The organism is Cerasicoccus arenae, assembly GCF_014651635.1.
In the GTDB taxonomy this organism is placed as follows: domain Bacteria; phylum Verrucomicrobiota; class Verrucomicrobiia; order Opitutales; family Cerasicoccaceae; genus Cerasicoccus; species Cerasicoccus arenae.
The window spans coordinates 234303-251432 of the sequence record NZ_BMXG01000002.1 but is presented as its reverse complement, the minus strand read 5'-3'; the positions used below and the strand labels follow the sequence as shown (position 1 = coordinate 251432).

Sequence of the window (17130 nt, the reverse complement as noted above, 5' to 3'; positions counted from 1 at the left end):
TTCACTAAAACCTAAAAATCATGCAAGTCGTTTTCAATGGAGAGTTTATGCCAGCCGAAGAGGCAACCATTGGCATTACCGAGCCGGGAGTCCTCTATGGCGAAGGCTGCTTTGAAACCCTCCGCCTGCATCAAGGTAAGCCGCGATTTTTCGCCGAGCATTGGCAGCGCTTTACTCAGGCAATACAGACGCTGGGCATCACCATTGACACCCACACAGAGATCGTCTGCGAACAAATCATCGGCCTCGCACAGCGGAACCAAATCGCCAATGGCGTAGCACGGTTTTCCTGTCACCAGACGCAAACAGGAGCAGATTTCGCCATTATAGTTTCGCCGCCACGCCGCCATCCGCAGCCCGCAAGCTTCCGTGTGACGATCAGCCAATGGCCACATCCTGGACCGAGCTCCTACTCGGGCATTAAACATAATAACTACGCCCTTTTCCGCGCCGCGCACCAGCAAGCCCGAGCGGACGGGTGGGACGAATGCCTGCTCATCAATGCGCAGCAAGAAATCGTCGAAGGCGCGATCAGCAACGTCTTCTGGGTCGATGAAGAGAACCACATGTGCACCCCGCCGTTGGGCTGCGGTGCCCTACCCGGCATAATTCGCGCACGGATAATTAAGCTATTCCCAAAGGTCGTTGAGCGTGCACCGCATCGAGACGAGCTGGCGCGCGCCAAGGAAGTATTTCTGACCAATTCTTCATTCGAAATCATGCCCGTAAGCGAGCTCGATGGCCGTCGCTTCACCAAATCGGCTGAACGCACGACTTGCGTCATGGCGCGTTTTCAGGAGGCATACCCCGATTGTTAATCGCTAATCTTATGTTAAATCTAAGCAACGCTTTTAAGCTGGCCCTTGGCACGACGTATGCATGAAATGCGCCCCCAAGGTGTCATCTACTACTAAAGAACATTGGAATTCGCGGCTCGGAGTGATTCTGGCCGTTGCGGGCAGCGCAGTCGGGCTCGGTAATTTTCTACGCTTTCCTGGACTCGTTGCTGAATATGGCGGCGGTGCATTCATGATCGCCTACTTCTTCTCGTTCCTGCTGATCGGACTGCCGATTTGCTGGGCGGAATGGACAATGGGGCGGCACGGTGGCTTAAAGGGTTTCAACTCCAGCCCCGGTATTTTCAACGCCATCTGGCGTCATCCTGCGGCAAAATACCTGGGCATCATCGGCGTCATCGTGCCTGTGGTCATTTACATGTATTACGTGTATATTGAAGCATGGTGCCTAGGCTATTCGGTGAATTTCCTGCTGGGCAACATGGATTTCGAAACGGTCAAACAATCCGGCGCGTTCTTCGATAATTTTGTTGGCAAAAATGCCGATGGTGCCGCAATCGGGTCCTTTAGTTTACAGCATGTTGGCATCTATCTGCTCATTGCATTTATCGTCAATTTCCTCCTAATTTTCCGTGGAATATCGGGCGGCATTGAATTCTTCTGCAAATACGCCGTGCCGACTTTAGTCGTGCTCGCCGTCGTGGTACTCATTCGCGTACTCACTCTGGGTGCGCCAGTTCCTTCGGAACCGAATGAGAACGTTAATAATGGTCTAGGATTTCTTTGGAACCCGACCAAGAACTACGTCGTAGAGACAGACGTTGTGACCGGTGATATTTCAAAACGTGAAATAGTCGACAAGAATCTGATTGCTGAGTTTATGGCCAAGGCCAATCAGGAAATCGATGGTGTCACATACCATATTGAGAAAGTTGGTGTCGTTGAACAATTGACCAATCCACAGCTCTGGCTAGCGGCAGCGGGGCAAATTTTCTTTTCACTCTCGGTCGGCTTCGGCGTCATCATTACCTATTCCAGCTATCTACGCAAAAAGGATGACATCGTGCTCAGCGGCTTGGCAGCGACCAGCGCCAATGAGTTTTGCGAAGTAGCTTTGGGCGGGCTAATCACGATTCCGTCAGCAGTGGCCTTTATTGGGGTCGCTGGTTTGTCCGGGTCTCTCGGCGGCTTCGCACTGGGCTTCAATGTCTTGCCCATGGTATTTTCTGAAATGCCCGGCAGCACACTGTTCGGCTTTCTATGGTTCTTCTTGCTCTTCCTGGCCGCAATGACGAGTTCCATATCCATGCTGCAACCCGGCATCGCATTTCTTGAAGAAACCATGAACATTGATCGTAAGCGATCAGTCGCCATACTCGGTTTGGTAACCGTGATTGGCTGTGGATTTGTGGTTTATTTCAGTAAAGACATCAAGGCTCTCGACACGCTGGATTTCTGGGTCGGCACCTTCCTGCTTTTCGTGCTGGCAACAATTGAGATTATCATTTTTGGCTGGGTATTAGGCATTGAAAAAGGTTTCAAGGAGGCGCATCAGGGAGCGGCAATACGCATTCCAAAATTCTTTAAACCCGTCATGAAATTTGTCTGCCCGATATTCCTCATCACTGTCTTCGTCTTTTGGGTACTGGAGAAGTTCTTTGGGATTAAGCCCGGTCATGCCGAAGCAGAACTCAGCGGATACGTCACTGACTTATTTGGAGACACTCCAAACACTGCCGCTCGCCTCAGCGTTCTACTCGTGATCGCATTGTTTATTTTCTTCGGCATCATTGTATCGAGCGTGCAGCGCTACCGCGACGTGCACACAAACTGGAAGGAAGACTCATGACTTCAGGTGGCTGGTTAATTATGTTTATTTCCGTGGGCACCGTGTGCTTGCTCTTTAGCTGGTGCATGTGGAAAGTGCTCTCCACTCCCGGTGAAACTGAGCATATGCATAGCTTCAGTGCTGATGAGAAAACGCCCGACACAAAACCGCCCTTTAAACAGCGGTAAGGATCACGTTGAAGCATCTGAGCATATGCGAACTTTAATCTTTTGCACATGGATAGCCCTCGTTCTTTCTGGCTGCGGCTCCACGCAGGAGCATCGGGCACGGCAGTATTCGGAGGCTTACGGCTTACTCTCAACTGAGACACAGCAACGCTTGTTGACCGGCGGTATTCAGCAAGGCGATTCGCGGCAAGCAGTCTACATCGCCTTAGGGCCACCCCAAGTGCAGAGCTGGATCGCAGATATTGAGATCTGGGAATACAATGCCCGGCCAGTTCCAGCCGAAACCCCTTTCCATGATGGAACCGTGGAGCAATTCGTAACCCCGAGCAGCGGGGCATGGTCACCCTCTTGGAGCAATAAATCCGGCTATCTCTCACTGGAGTTCGACGATGGCAAACTCTCCCTGTGGAACTACGAAGAGGATGGCTATCCACTGACGATGAAGCCCGGCCAATCCATTGTCCTGCCGAATAATTAGGCGACAACGTAAGTCATGCTCAGCGTCAATGGCATACATCGAGTCGGCGTTCAGAAATTCTGAACGCGCCCTCAGCCATCACTCATGGCCTTCGCATGCTCAGTCAGGTATACTGGGCAAATGAGAAAACGCATTGCCCGCCTGCTCGGGTTTTTACCGAAGATAACTATATTCAACAACTCGCAGTTGCCGACTGGACGGAAACTGTTTATTAATGGGAGAATCATTTCACGATGAGCCTGGATTTCCATCAATTGCGCACGTTCTGTGCGGTAGCCGAAGAAGAGAATGTGTCCCGAGCAGCGGTGCGCCTTTACCTGAGCCCACCCGCCGTCAGCGCCCACATCAAAGCCCTTGAAGACGAGTTGGGCGTGCGTTTGTTTACGCGCAGTTCACGTGGAATGGCCCTGACCGAGCCTGGACGCTCATTGTGGGAAGATGCCGAGAGCATCCTGAAGCAAGTCGCTACATTGCGACGCAAGGCCAATATGCTGGGCGACGATGTCTCCGGCACGCTGCGCATTGGCGTCAATAATCCGCCAGAAACCCTTTACACCGACGAAATCATCAGCCGGCTGAGTGCGCAATTTTCCACACTACGCTTTAACTGTACCTTTGGTCCAAGCCAGTTCATGCTCAATGGCCTGCGTCAGGACGAATTCGACATTGCCTTCTTCGAGGGCCAACAAACCAATCCCGACATCCAATCGATCTCGCTAGAAGAGCGCCGCGTGCTCTTGATTGCCCCCAAGGCTTGGGCACCCGCACTACGCAACGCAGCTCCCGCCCGACTACAAGAATATCCTTGGATATTCGCCAGCGAAGGCTGCTCGCTTTACAAGTTCACCCAAGACTGGCGCACTGCGCATCAGCTAAACATCGACGAACGCATTCGCGGGGCGAATGAGGAGCATTCCACCATGAATTTCGTGGCGCGTGAGCTTGGCCTGAGCGTCATCATTGAGGAGGTCATGAACCATTCGATCTACCGCGATCAGGTGGAGGTCATTCCGCAACTCAGTGGCATCATGCCCCTCTCGCTGGGCTTTCGCAAAAACCGACGTGATGAGGCATTAATCCAAGCCGCCATTCAGACAATTACGGCGATTTGGCAGGAAAAAACATTCCCCGCTCTTACGACCTGAGGCCGTTAAAAGCTAAAGAGGGTTCAATTTTCGCTGATTTCAAGTTGCGCTGTTTGGAATGCAGGATCAGCGTGATACTGTGAAAATTGGGATTTTGCAGGACTCGCCACGCCGCCCAGTCGGGAATATTCGCGAGGCTGCGGGTTAATGGATCGCGACCGGAAAAACTATCTGGCGCATTCCTTGGAAGGCGGCCTGTTCATGGGCGGCATGTCCTTTATCGCAGCCGATACAGTGCTGACCGTGATGGCCAAACAGCTCAATGCGCCTAATTGGGTAATTTCGCTTCTGCCCAGTTCCATGTTTATTGGACTGATCATGGCCCCCATTATCTCGGCGTCTTTTGTGGAGCGTAGCAAACACATGAAGCGCATCGCCATGATCACTGGCGTGCCTCAGCGGCTGGTATTTCTGATCGCGGGTCTGGTCATTATTTTCCTGGGCAAAGAGCATCCGGACTACGCTCTACTGGCGCTTGCCCTAGCCCCCATGCTCTCCGGTTTTATGGGCGGGATCGGCCACGGGGCTTGGACTCAGCTCGTCGCGCGAACGGTGCCAGCTAACCGCCGTTCATCGCTGACTGCGACTCGCAACTTGATTGGTGCCGGGATCGCAATCTTGGCCGGTTTTGTCATCAAATGGCTGCTGGATAAATATGACGGCATGCTAGGCTTCGGGCTGCTCCACCTGATCGCATTCGCCTTCCTGGCTTTGTCTTACCTGTTCTTCACGCAGGTCGAGGAAAACGTCGTCGAACCTCCCAAAGCGAAGAAGAAACTAACGCTGAGCCAGTATTGCGTCGAGCTGTTTGAAATTCTCCGCCAAGACCGCAATTTCCGTAATTTTGCTATTATGCGGCTCATGGGACCGATGAGCGTCTTTGTCATTCCCTACGTGGCGATTCACGCTATTGACGTGCTGGATGTATCGGAGGGCTTCGTGGGAGACGCCCTCGTCGCCGCAACGGTCGGGCAGTTTGTTGGCAATGCCTTTGCTGGGGTATTAGGTGACCGCGTGGGCGGCAAAGCACTATTGGTTATTTCGAGGCTGCTATTCCTCTGCTCATTCGTCATCGCAGCATTCGCAGAAAGTTATATGGCCTTTATGGCCTACTTCCTTGTCGCAAGCATGACAAGAAATGTGAACATGATCGGCAATGTAACCCTGATGCTGGAAATCGCCCCCGACCACCGACGTCCGACCTATGGCGCACTCGCTGGCCTGCTTAATGGCCCCAGCATGATTATCTTTTCGCTCATCGGGGCCTTTTTCTGGACTAAGTACGATTCGATGCAATTGCAGGCCCTGATCGCCTTTGTTGGCATGCTGGTCTCGCTATATTTTATAGCCCGGGTGCATGAACCTCGCCGGGATATGCCAGCCGTCTAATAATTTTGCCTTGCCGCATCTTCATGCACGTAGTGATCTTTTACGCTTCTCCTAATTTATCATGGAATACCCGATCCGCACCTCGAAAAACCTTTGGGAAATACCCGAACTTACGCATCTGAATCGCCTGGATATGCATTCCGGCCAAATTCCTTTTCCTACGGCAGAAGGTGCCATGAGCGGAGAGGACTCACCTTGGTTTGCATGCCTCAACGGGCAATGGAAATTTGAGCTTTTTAAAAAGCCTGCCGAAGTCTCGGAAAACATGCTGACCACTGGCTTCGATGATACAGCTTGGGGAGACATTGCCGTGCCAGCCGAGTGGACGCTACAAGGGCTCTGGGATCAACCCATCTACACCAACGTGAAGATGCCCTATGACAATACCCCACCGCTCGTTCCTGAGGAAAACCCGACGGGCGTTTATCGCCGCACTTTCGAGATCTCGGAAGAATGGGCCGAACGCCGAACAGTGCTCCATTTCGGCGGCGTGGAAAGCTATTTTGAGGTTTATGTAAACGACGTCTTCGTGGGCATGTCCAAAGACAATCGTCTGCCATCTGAGTTCGATATATCCTCCGTAATCAAAGCGGGCGAAAACTCCCTGGCAGTCAAGGTGCTCAAATGGTGTGACGCCAATTATGTTGAAGACCAAGACCAGTTCTGGCATGCCGGAATTTACCGCAATGTCTTCCTCTACTCGACCAACTCTGTCTGGCTGCATGACATTTTTGCCGAGACCGATTACGACTTGCTGACCAAAGAAGGTGTACTTGATCTGCAAATCAAGCTAGGCTTGGACATCGGTGCGCACCTACCAGCAGGCCCGATAAAAGGTTGGACCGTCGCCGCCGAGCTACGTGACCCTTCGGGCGAACTCGTCTACGCCGATAGTGAAGAAATCGACTGCCGCTACCGGATGGATAGCTATAAAGCCAGCCTGATCGCAATCATCCCCGAGTGCGCCGCGTGGTCCGCCGAGCTACCTCGCCTCTACACATTGTCAGTCAGTCTGTACGACGACGACGCAACTTTGCTCGAAGCCAAGAGCTGCCGTATCGGCTTTAAGAACGTTGTTGTCGAGGGTCGCGAGCTACTCATCAACGGCAAGGCGGTGATGATTCGTGGCGTCAATCGCCATGAATTCCATGAGATTACTGGCCGCGCATTGACCCGCGAAAACATGCTGCAAGACATTCTGATCTTGAAGCAGTTTAACTTCAACGCCGTCCGCACTGCCCACTATCCCAATGCCGAGCTCTGGTATGATCTTTGCGACGAATATGGTCTCTACATTATGGACGAGACCAATCTGGAGTCACACGCCAACTACGCAACGCTTAGTCGCGATCCCCGCTGGAAGAATCAGTTCATTGAGCGCGGAACCCGCATGATTCTACGCGACCGTAACCATGCCTGTATCTTCAGTTGGTCCCTTGGAAACGAATCCGGCCACGGAGCAAATCACGACGCCATGGGCGACGCAATGCGCGGTCTGGATGAAAGCCGTATTTTCCATTATGAAGGCGAACTACACGCGAAGTGGAATCAAGGCCTAAAGGACTGGGCTGAAACCCAATCAGCTCACAACGATCTTATCTGCCCGATGTACACGTCCGTGGACGAAATCAAGCAATGGGCCATCACCACCACTGACCACCGTCCCGTCGTCTATTGCGAATACTCACATGCGATGGGCAACAGCTGCGGTGGTCTCAAGGACTATTGGGAACTCTTCGAAAACTACCCGGGCCTCCAAGGCGGCTTCATCTGGGAATGGGTCGACCACGGCATCCAAAAAATCGACGAAAAAGGCCGTGCTTATCCCGGCTACGGTGGCGACTTTGGCGAGACAATCCACGACTCCAACTTCTGCACCGATGGTATGGTTGCGCCCGACCGCACCATTCGCCCGAGCGTCTGGGAGTTCAAGAAACTCGCTCAACCCATTGGCATCATCGCAATCGACCTGACCAAGGGTAAGATTCGTGTAACCAACAAGAATTATTTCACCACACTCGGTCTCTATGTGGGCACGTGGACAATCGAAACCGAAGGCCAAATTGTGGCCTCTGGCGAACTGCCAGACCTCCTGACAATGCCTGAAGCCTCACAAGTGGTCACGCTCGACCTGCCAACGATTGAGCGCCGTGAGGATCAGGAAAGCTTCCTCATGATTCGCTTCGCCATGCGTGAATCAACCAAGTGGTGTGAGGCCGGGCATGAAATTGCCTGGGAACAATTTGCGATGCCAGCGAACCGCATCACACCACCAGCACTCAAGCCTGCCGAGATGCCCGTCACAGTGTCCAGCGAGGGAGCCGTGACCACGATTACCTGCGGCGACCTTCAGCTCATTACCAATACTGAGACAGCGGACATCACGGCGGTTAACTTTGCCGGACAGTGCCTACTCGATGGTTTTGCCCAGCTCTGCATCTGGCGCGCCACGACCGACAACGACGGCATCCGACGCTGGACTGGTCAAGATCACAAGCCAATGATGCAGTGGCTCAGCGCCGGGCTTAACGCGCCCACGGTTAAATCGCGCACGCTATCCATCGACGGCAACAAGATCATTCAACGCACGGTGCTTGTTTGCACGGACGAAGCCAAAGAAATCGTCTATGAACAAACCGTGGAAGTCTTGTCGACCGGAGAACTGGCCATCAATAACGTTGCCGACTATCATGCGGAGCTCCCCACCCTGCCCCGCGTGGGCGTAGTCATGCAGACACCTGCCGGTTTCGAGAACTTAGCCTGGTACGGCAAGGGCCCATGGGAGAATCACATCGACCGCGACGCCGGCACGCCCGTTGGCCTTTATCAAGGCACAGTCGATGAACAATACGTTAAATATTCGCTCCCTCAGGAAAACGGGAGTAAGTCAGACGTCCGCTGGTTCACGCTCGATAACGGCTCGGTAGCCTTGAAATTCTCCGGTGAACCGACCTTCGAATTCTCCGTCCGTCACGTCACCGACGAGGATCTCTTCACCAGCTACCATACCAATGAGCTGGAGGACAAGCAGCGCCCGGAAACGATCATCCACATCGACCACATCCAACGCGGCTTGGGCACCGGAAGCTGCGGACCGCAGACGTTTGACCAATACACCGTTCCGCCGAAGCGTTACGAATTCAACTATCGCGTAACTCCCTCCCATACGTAGGTACCCTCGGTAGATGTCATTATTGTAGGCCCAAGGCAGAGCTTTCTCCGCCTTGGGCTAATGGCATGTTCAATGCCAGTTTAATAGATTAACCAAATAGACCTTTGAGCTAATTCTAAGGTAAACCCATCATAGTCCGATCATATTGATAATCCTATGAATCCATAGACATGTGGATTCCCATGGTGTCTCTCCAACCCCTAAGAAATTATGACATTACCTTCGCGCAAATTCCTCTTGCTCCTCAACAAGGCTGCCCTAGCCGGCATCCTTATGTATGGACTTTCTAGTATCAATGCTATCGGCCAAACGGCTGTTGGTTTTAACGTCGCAAGCTTCTCTAGCAGAGATTTCGACTTGGCTCCTACTGACTCAGTTGGCGTAGTTCCAACAGCCAACTGGAATAATCTTTACTGGGAATCAGGCTCTTCATCTCCCCTATTCACAGACTTGGTAGACAGTGATGGTAACACCATCGTAGGAATGAATGCCCAAGTTGGCGGGTCAGCATTTAATTATCCTAACAATACGCCCGTGGATGGAAGTGTCACCATGCCCGACGCCATAATGATGAAATTTGCTAAAGGCTCAAGTGGCACTGGCTCTCGCACGTTTCTAGTCGAGAATGCTCCTTTTGAACTGTATGATGTCTACGTCTATTTTGGTGGATCCGGAAGCAGCGCCTCGACTCCCTATAACATGAACGTCAGGCTCCAGGAAGATGTTGATGGCACTTGGACGGATGTCAGCCCGACTTACATCATGACAGATAGCGACCATCAGTGGAGCGGCACATACACACGCTCGACTTCGACTGTTGCCGGAACCGATTCAAACTACGTCGTCTTTGAAAATGTCGATTTGTCTACTTTTCGTATCGCATCAAGCAATGTTGGTCGTAGAGCGGGGCTATCTGGCTTCCAAATTGTCGCTATTCCCGAACCCGGCTACTATGCGCTTGGCTTTGCCCTCTTCACCGCAGGCGTCGTCTACATGCGTCGGAAACGAACAGCCTAGTAATAGCCGGTAGAAGCCTATTTCCCAAACGTCTTCCTTACCCACAAGGAGGGCGTTTTTTTATGCCCCGACTTGCAGCAAGCGTAACTCCATTATCCCCATAAGCAGCGCCTACTAAATAGGCCACGGTGCAAGCTTGCCATTGCCGTATCCGACGCCACCTTAACGACATGTCTTCGTTTGACGCCATCATCGTCGGTTCCGGGCACAATGGGATGATCTGTGCTGCCTATCTGGCGCAGGCCGGGCGCAAAGTAGCAGTTTTTGAGCGACGGGGCATTGTTGGCGGTGCCGTGTGCACGCAGACAGACATCTTCACTGGCTATCGAATCGATGTCGGCAGCTCAGCTCATGTGATGATTCACCAAACGCCAGTTCTCCGCGAATTGGAGTTGGAAAAACACGGCTTGGAATACATCGAAATGGACCCCTGGGCCTATTATCCGCTACCCGGCGAGACGGGTAAAGGCATTGCCTTTTACCGAGACATTGAAAAGACCTGCCAGAGCATCGCCGCCATTAGCCCCAAGGACGCCGAGGCCTACCGTGAGTTCGTCAATGCCTGGGGAAAACTCAATGAGGGGGTCTTCGCGGCGTTCCTTAAGGCACCCACGCCATGGAATCTTGTCAGCACGATGTTCGGGCGATCACTCAAAGGCAGCGACCGTATGAACATGATCCGCAAGCTCATGGGCCCTTACGGCCAGCTTGTTCTGGAAACCTTTGAACATGAAGCACTACGGACCGCAATCATCTGGCTCGCCGCGCAAAGTGGCCCCCCCCCCTCCGAAGCCGCCTCGGGTGATTTCGCTGGCTGGCATTCGATGTATCACCAATCTGGCATGAAGCGGGCAAAAGGCGGTAGTGGCGCACTCACCCAAGCACTCAAGCAACGCATTATCGCCGATGGCGGAGAGGTTTTTGAAGATGCTCCTGTGAAGCGTATAATGACCAATGGCGCTGGCCAAGCAACCGGTATTGAGCTGCAAAATGGCGACCGCCACGAGGCCAAAGCCGTCGTCGCCGCCTGCCATATTAAAACCACACTGGACACGCTCCTCGCCGACGCGCCGGACCTCCCTGCTGACATTAAAAAGCGTTCGGAATCGCTACGTATCGGCAACGGCTTCGGCATGATTGTTCGCTGCGCAATGGAAGGCCTGCCTGAATATCCCGGCTTTCCAGTGGAAAGCAACGGCGTGGGCGAAATGCATCGCGGGCTGCAGCTTCTTTGTCCCTCCCGCGAAGCCCTCGACGCTGCCTATGGAGACTACCTTGCAGGCCGTCCGCCGGAGAAACCGATTCCGCTCGTGATGACCTTTTCCAGCCTTGATGACACCCTCGCCCCCGAGGGCAAACACGTGATGTTTGTCTGGGGCCAGTATCATCCTTACGAGCTACGTAATGGCGAACACTGGGACGACATTGCCGACCGCGAGGCCGATAAACTCTTAGCCGCCGTCGATGAATATGCTCCGGGCACATCGGCCAAAGTCATTGACCGCTACATCCAGACGCCGCTCGAAATCGAACGCCTCCACGGTATGCACCGCGCCAATGTCATGCACTTGGAAATGTCGTTCGACCAAATGTTCTGCTTTCGCCCAATGCCGGAGTTATCGAGCTACAAAATCCCTGCCATCAAAGGGCTTTATTTAACGGGTGCCAGCACTCATCCGGGGGGGGGGGTCTGGGGTGCCTCCGGTCATAACACGGCCAAGCTCATGCTCAAAGAGCAAAAGCAATGGGCATCAACGTCCCGTTGAATAGGAGAATTTGCACATTGTGCAAATGATGGGGATTCGCTTGAAGCTCTATTTACGCAATGCACAGGACAAACGCTCCAACAGGATGATAGTAGCCTTGTAGGATATTGGATTTTTCCATTGATAAAACTTAGTATGGAACAACTCTATTCAAGGTGTTATCTGTAAAGGAGAACCATTAGAAATGCCGTCTGCTATCGATACAGAAAGAATTTGGAAACGCAACGCCCGGCGGACGGCGTGGGCGGCGAATTGCTTTTGGTGGCTACAGCGCTTCCTCCCATTCTTTTTGGGCCTTAACTTGGCATCCGCAGTTGCTGTCATCTATGCGCGACAGCAAGAGTGGCCACAGGATCGAATCGTGGCCATCTACGCCGCGGTGCTGGTCGTTCTAGCACTCATCGCGCTGGGGCTTGCATGGCGACGCTTCCTAAGCCAACGGGACGGCATGCTGAGGTTGGAGCAACACCTCGGCCTCAAGAGTGCACTCTCGGCCGCCAGCGAAGGTGCCATCGCCTGGCCGCCTTTGCCCGAGCAATTGAGTGTGCCGTATCAATTTCGTTGGGGCAACATCACGACGCCCATTGCCGTATCGGCGACCCTACTGCTCATTGGCTGTCTAATTCCGGTGGAGACAGTGCGTGCTGATGTCGTCATCGACAACCCCAAGCAGCCCATGGCCTGGGAAGAGCTCGAAGCTTGGGTAGAGGAACTCACGGAAGACGAAGTGGTCGAGGAAACCGCGCTCAAGGAACTCGAAAAGAAACTCGACGAACTGCGCCAACAACCCACAGAAACGTGGTTCACACAAAGCAGCCTCGAAGCAGGCGACAGCCTCAGAGATCAAACCCAGCAGGATCTACAAAAACTAGCCCAAGACATGATGAAGACTTCGGCCTTGCTGGACGCCATGCGTCAAGCTGGCGATGAACCCTTTTCTCAGGAAGCCATGGCTCTCGAAGGCGCATTGCAAAAAGCGCTTGAGGGCATGCAACTCGGCACGACGCCGCTTAGTTCCGAAATGATGGAGCAACTGAAGAAAATGGGCAATTCCCAGTCCTGCCAAAACATCGACCTTTCGAAATACAAGTTAGTCAAGGGCACGCTTGATGAAAATGCCCAAAAGCTTTGCAAACTGGCCAAGCTCAATCCCGACGCCTTGGAAGACATGATATTGATGGCCTGTCAAATGCCCGGTAATGGCGGCATTGACCGTGGCCCCGGCGCAGCCCCCTTAACGGCCTCTCCCTTTGAGTCACGTGTCACTCCGGCTTCGGTGGAAGGCGTGTCTAACGAAGACATGCGCAACGCCGCGCTCGGGCAGACCCTAGCCATCCAAGACCGCGCACCGGACGAAAATGAAGCAGGCGAAGCCTTTATAATTAAGACAAGCCAAGGCTCAGATTCCTTGGGCCAAGGCGGAGACGTCGTGTGGAAAAATCAACTTAGCCCGGAAGAACGCAAACTCCTCGAAAACTATTTTCAATGATCGAACCAACAACCCTGACCGAACAATCCGCAGCGGAAGCCGCACAAGCTCTCAAGGGCCTTAGTGCCGCCGTCAACGAAGTCCTGTTCGGACAGGAGACCTTGATCGAAACCGTTATACTGGCCCTGCTTTCGGGCGGACACCTCTTACTGGAGGGCTTGCCTGGACTCGGCAAAACCGAGCTCGTCCGCACCTTTTCCAGAACGCTCGATTTGGACACCAAGCGCGTGCAGTTCACACCTGACTTGCTCCCGGGGGACATCACAGGCAACCCAATGCTCCAGGAAAAAGATGGCCAGCGCACATTCGTTTTTCAGGAAGGCCCCGTATTTACGAACCTTATGCTAGCCGACGAAATCAACCGCGCCAGCCCGAAGACGCAGTCCGCACTCCTCGAAGCTATGCAGGAGCGTCGAGTAACAGTGATGGGCATCACCCATGACCTGCCCTACCCGTTCTTTGTCTTTGCCACTCAGAATCCGATCGAACTGGAAGGCACCTACCCGCTACCTGAGGCTCAACTCGACCGCTTCCTCTTCAAACTGACGGTCCTAAGCGCGACGCGTGAAACGCTGGAGAAAATCATCTCCGCCCGTATCCTCGGCCAAGAGCCTGTCGTCCGTAAATCGATGACCGGCGAGCAGCTACTCCGCATTTCTCAAATGACGAGCAAAGTTTACTTGCCGGATGTCGTTAAAAGCTACATCGCGCGGTTAGTCCACGGAACTTACCCCAACCCTGACACCGCAGCCAAAGTGATCAAATTCGGCGCGAGTCCACGCGCGGCAATTGGCTTGGCCTCAGCAGCCCGCGCCCGTGCGTTGCTGGAAGGTCGAGTGCACGCGAGCGTAGACGATGTTCGTGCCGCCGCACCATATGTGCTTGGGCATCGTATTATTGTTAACTACCAAGATCGCATGGAAGGCGTCACCCCGGAAAGCTTTGTCGCCAAACTCCTCACCGAGATCAACCCTGAAGAGGCCGAACTTCCCAAGACCCTTGCGGCAGCGAAAATACAATAAATGATGCGCCGTCCTCTCCTGCTCTCCCTTTTGGCGCTGTTGGCGCTATTGCCTGTTTTAAATGCCGCTACTGGTACCGTTAGTTATTCGATCTTTGCCAAACCAGCTGCGGGCATCGACATCGACGCCCATCTCGCATGGGAAGAGATCCCCTTTGATCGCGCTGGTTTTTATCCCATCCAAATTCGAATTACCAATAAATCACCCCGTGATGGGCGCTGGGAGGTGAATAGCCAGAGCACCTCGGGATACTACCAAAGCAGCACATCACTACGGCTCACCGAAACACTCGACGTGCCCGCTGGTGAAACCCGCACTTTTCGCCTCCTCTGTCCACTCGCAGATGACCAGTATAATAATGAACTACATTTGACCTTCACTGGAACTGGGATCGACGAATACGTCTATTTTTCACGCAGTGCGAGGAACCGCCACAGAGGCAGCCTGGTTCACTTTGGAGGCATGTCAGAAGAACTCTTCCTGGAGATCGGCCACCAACTCCAACGGAAAATTGATTCCTTGGGTGAAGAAATCCAGTATCTTTCAATCACCACGAGTATTGCGCCCGAAGACTGGCGCGCTTACATGGCGTTTGATTCGCTTTATTTCAGCCAGACGGAGTGGGAAGGCCTCACGCCTAGTTCTCGTCGTGCGGTCATGGACTATGTGATGGCGGGCGGCCAGCTCCGAGTTCTCGTCGGAGAGCGTTCGATGGATACCGCCCTTAGTGACATACCCGCTGGTAGTCGCACGCGCGCGGTTGGCTTGGGCAACGTCATTTTATTCAACGGAGACATCCACACATTAGAGTACGACATGGAGCGATCTGTAAGCGTTCCCCCAAAACGCTCAGGCTCGAAACCCACTGAGCGCATTGCTATTTACGACTCTAGTTTTGATTCATTTATCAATTTTCGCTTCTTGCCTGAAGGCGCATTTTACCGACGAACCAATAACATCAACGAGGCGTTTTCATCGACCGACAAGATGAGCCAACTGCTCAACAAGGCCACAAGTAATAAAGAGTTTTTTGAAGACTCGATCGTCATCGAAGGGGTAAACTTTATCTTGATCATTATCAGCGTGATCGCCTTTGGCGTCATTGTTGGCCCGGTAAACTTCTTCATATTGGCACGAGGTCGCAACCGCTGGCGTATATTCATTACGATTCCAGCTATCTCTCTGATCTTTTGCGCATTAATCGTAGTTAGCATTATTTTCAGTGACGGTTTTGGTGGTAACGGCACGGTAAGTCGGCTGGTCATTATTGACCCTGTCCGTAAAACCAAGGCCTACGTACAGGATGAGTTATCAGTAACGGGCATCCTCATGAGCGGGGGTTTCGACATCCCAGATTCGGCAACTATTCGTCTCCTCGGTGCGAAACTACCAGAATCCTCCATGGATGCCTCAGGGCATTTTCAACAAACAGGCGATCACTTCAGCGGCGATTATTTCGCGAGTCGTCGCCTGCAACACAATCGCTTGATTAATGTAACGCCTTCTCGCGAGGCCATTATCCTCCAAGGTTCAGCGGACGCACCCGAGCTAGTGTCAAACTTACAGGCCAGTTGCCAACAGATATTCTACATCGATGACCAAGGACAATTCTGGAAAGCCGGAGGCTTGGGTGTTGGACAAACGGCCAAGGCAATGAAATCAAGTGCTGCCGAGTTTAACCAATGGTGGCGGCAACGTGAATACATCGGCGGAGCACCGTGGATGTTCTCGGACTATCGCGGCTTCGCTGGGCGGACCGGCTGGTTCTACGCAATGGCGGAACCAATGCGCGACGCCTACCCGGAAACCTTGGACAGCATCAACTGGAAGGACCACCAAACCATCATTGCCGGTCCCCTCGTAAAAAAGGAGAGCATCTAATGTCCGACATGATGATCAAAGTGGAAAACATCCAGCGACGATTCCGCAATGTGCAGGCCGTTGCGGATCTAAGTTTTTCGGTCGAGCCTAATCGCGTCGTCGGTTTTATCGGGGCCAATGGTGCCGGCAAGACCACCACCATGCGCATGCTCGTGACGCTCGACAATCCCGACCACGGACGCATCGAAATGGCTGGCATGGACACGCTTGCCAACCCACGTGAAGTTCGCCAACTCGTCGGTTGGATGCCTGACCACTTCGGAACCTATCCAAATATGGACGTTCTGGAGTATCTGGATTTCTTTGCACGGGCCTATCATTTACATGGAGCCAAGCGTAAGTCGCGCATTGATGACGTCATGGATTTCACTGACTTGAATCGCCTGGCGGAGCGCCCTTGCGAAAAACTTTCCAAAGGAGAAAAGCAACGCCTTTGTCTGGGGCGCACGCTGCTATCTGACCCAGAAATACTCATCCTCGATGAACCCGCCGCCGGGCTTGACCCCAAGGCGCGCCAGGAGTTCAAACGACTTGTCCGCCAACTCAAGCAAATGGGCAAGACACTTTTCATCAGCTCTCATATTTTATCCGAACTTGGAGAAATGTGTGACTCACTATTATTCATCGATGCTGGACGTCTCGTCCACCATGGCGACGCAGACAGCCTGACGGAAAACTCGATCGAGGGCATGGTCGTCCGCATTCTCACCCATGGAGCACCAGAGCACCTCTTACAATGGATTGAGCAGCACCCGCATTTAACGCTCCGTGAAAAATTACCTAAAGGGGCCTCGGTCGCTTATCTAGTGGAGGACGGTCAGCCCATCGAGCATTACCTTAATGAACTGCTCCGTGCCATGATCAAACACGGTATTGAAGTCTACGATTTCCACCGTGAACCCAAGCGACTGGAGGACGCCTTTATCGACATGCTCCGCGACACCAACGTCAATTAGCC

At 53.1% G+C, this 17130-nt stretch carries 12 protein-coding genes; all 12 read left to right on the top strand.

What is annotated here, in order from left to right:
• Nucleotides 1-20 precede the first annotated feature (20 nt).
• The 12 genes from IE065_RS02720 to IE065_RS02665 all read left to right on the top strand — a co-directional run bounded on the left by IE065_RS02720 (nt 21) and on the right by IE065_RS02665 (nt 17128).
• Nucleotides 21-818, top strand: coding sequence for an aminotransferase class IV (locus tag IE065_RS02720; protein ID WP_189511573.1), 798 nt, complete (start codon nt 21-23; stop codon nt 816-818).
• Nucleotides 819-879: 61 nt separating this feature from the next.
• Nucleotides 880-2646 carry a sodium-dependent transporter gene (locus IE065_RS02715; protein WP_189511571.1) on the top strand — a complete coding sequence of 589 codons (1767 nt, stop codon included), beginning with the start codon at nt 880-882 and terminating at the stop codon, nt 2644-2646.
• A 192-nt stretch (nt 2647-2838) separates the two neighbouring features.
• Nucleotides 2839-3291, top strand: coding sequence for a hypothetical protein (locus IE065_RS02710; protein WP_189511570.1), 453 nt, complete (start codon nt 2839-2841; stop codon nt 3289-3291).
• Nucleotides 3292-3524: 233 nt separating this feature from the next.
• Nucleotides 3525-4436 (top strand): LysR family transcriptional regulator, encoded by a 912-nt coding sequence (locus IE065_RS02705; protein ID WP_189511567.1) that lies wholly within the window; start codon nt 3525-3527, stop codon nt 4434-4436.
• A 147-nt stretch (nt 4437-4583) separates the two neighbouring features.
• Entirely contained in the window at nt 4584-5825 is a 1242-nt protein-coding gene (locus IE065_RS02700) for an MFS transporter (RefSeq protein WP_189511565.1), read from the top strand.
• A gap of 61 nt (nt 5826-5886) precedes the next feature.
• Nucleotides 5887-8997 (top strand): glycoside hydrolase family 2 TIM barrel-domain containing protein, encoded by a 3111-nt coding sequence (locus IE065_RS02695; RefSeq protein ID WP_189511563.1) that lies wholly within the window; start codon nt 5887-5889, stop codon nt 8995-8997.
• A gap of 210 nt (nt 8998-9207) precedes the next feature.
• Complete coding sequence (locus IE065_RS02690; RefSeq protein WP_189511561.1) at nt 9208-10014, top strand: hypothetical protein; 807 nt, start codon at nt 9208-9210, stop codon at nt 10012-10014.
• A gap of 170 nt (nt 10015-10184) precedes the next feature.
• Nucleotides 10185-11780, top strand: a complete 1596-nt coding sequence (locus tag IE065_RS02685; protein ID WP_189511559.1) for a phytoene desaturase family protein — start codon at nt 10185-10187, stop codon at nt 11778-11780.
• 184 nt (nt 11781-11964) lie between these two features.
• A complete protein-coding gene (locus IE065_RS02680; protein WP_189511557.1) occupies nt 11965-13269 on the top strand; it encodes a hypothetical protein in 1305 nt (434 codons plus the stop codon).
• A complete protein-coding gene (locus IE065_RS02675; RefSeq protein ID WP_189511555.1) occupies nt 13266-14291 on the top strand; it encodes an AAA family ATPase in 1026 nt (341 codons plus the stop codon). Before IE065_RS02680 ends, IE065_RS02675 begins: the two co-directional genes overlap by 4 nt.
• A complete protein-coding gene (locus IE065_RS02670) occupies nt 14292-16172 on the top strand; it encodes a hypothetical protein (RefSeq protein ID WP_189511553.1) in 1881 nt (626 codons plus the stop codon). It abuts the gene before it with no gap.
• On the top strand, nt 16172-17128 hold the full coding sequence (locus IE065_RS02665) for an ABC transporter ATP-binding protein (protein ID WP_189511551.1): 957 nt from the start codon (nt 16172-16174) through the stop codon (nt 17126-17128). The genes IE065_RS02670 and IE065_RS02665 overlap by 1 nt, the downstream gene beginning before the upstream one ends.
• The last annotated feature ends 2 nt before the right edge of the window (nt 17129-17130 follow it).

Bases quoted from the DNA above. Each gene is read 5' to 3' on its own strand.
- IE065_RS02675 (WP_189511555.1), top strand. From the start codon at position 13,266: ATGATCGAACCAACAACCCTGACCGAACAATCCGCAGCGGAAGCCGCA.
- IE065_RS02715 (WP_189511571.1), top strand. From the start codon at position 880: ATGAAATGCGCCCCCAAGGTGTCATCTACTACTAAAGAACATTGGAAT.
- IE065_RS02700 (WP_189511565.1), top strand. From the start codon at position 4,584: ATGGATCGCGACCGGAAAAACTATCTGGCGCATTCCTTGGAAGGCGGC.
- IE065_RS02665 (WP_189511551.1), top strand. From the start codon at position 16,172: ATGTCCGACATGATGATCAAAGTGGAAAACATCCAGCGACGATTCCGC.
- IE065_RS02720 (WP_189511573.1), top strand. From the start codon at position 21: ATGCAAGTCGTTTTCAATGGAGAGTTTATGCCAGCCGAAGAGGCAACC.
- IE065_RS02695 (WP_189511563.1), top strand. From the start codon at position 5,887: ATGGAATACCCGATCCGCACCTCGAAAAACCTTTGGGAAATACCCGAA.
- IE065_RS02680 (WP_189511557.1), top strand. From the start codon at position 11,965: ATGCCGTCTGCTATCGATACAGAAAGAATTTGGAAACGCAACGCCCGG.
- IE065_RS02705 (WP_189511567.1), top strand. From the start codon at position 3,525: ATGAGCCTGGATTTCCATCAATTGCGCACGTTCTGTGCGGTAGCCGAA.
- IE065_RS02710 (WP_189511570.1), top strand. From the start codon at position 2,839: ATGCGAACTTTAATCTTTTGCACATGGATAGCCCTCGTTCTTTCTGGC.
- IE065_RS02670 (WP_189511553.1), top strand. From the start codon at position 14,292: ATGATGCGCCGTCCTCTCCTGCTCTCCCTTTTGGCGCTGTTGGCGCTA.
- IE065_RS02685 (WP_189511559.1), top strand. From the start codon at position 10,185: ATGTCTTCGTTTGACGCCATCATCGTCGGTTCCGGGCACAATGGGATG.
- IE065_RS02690 (WP_189511561.1), top strand. From the start codon at position 9,208: ATGACATTACCTTCGCGCAAATTCCTCTTGCTCCTCAACAAGGCTGCC.